The organism is Psychromonas aquatilis (genome assembly GCF_038155185.1).
GTDB lineage: Bacteria > Pseudomonadota > Gammaproteobacteria > Enterobacterales > Psychromonadaceae > Psychromonas > Psychromonas aquatilis.
The window spans coordinates 1-206 of sequence record NZ_JBAKAZ010000518.1 but is presented as its reverse complement, the minus strand read 5'-3'; the positions used below and the strand labels follow the sequence as shown (position 1 = coordinate 206).

The window sequence follows — 206 nt, the reverse complement described above, 5'->3', positions numbered from 1 at the left end:
GTGGTGATTTACCAATTAAGTTATCCATACCTCCCGGTGGCATCGCACCGTATAAAAGAGAAGTAGGGCCTTTTAATACTTCCACTTGCTGTAATGCAATTGGATCTATCTGTGGTTGTATATTCCATCCTGATAACGATTGAAGTTATACGCCGTTATAATTACTTTGACTGACATTAAATCCACGAATGTTAAATACATCTAAG

Annotated in this window: 1 protein-coding gene; it reads right to left on the bottom strand. The window is 37.4% G+C overall.

Annotation, left to right across the window (positions count from 1 at the left end):
- The coding region (locus V6256_RS16360) for a TonB-dependent receptor plug domain-containing protein (RefSeq protein WP_341599224.1) at nucleotides 1-100 on the bottom strand (100 nt) is incomplete at its 3' end.
- Nucleotides 101-206: the final 106 nt, after the last annotated feature.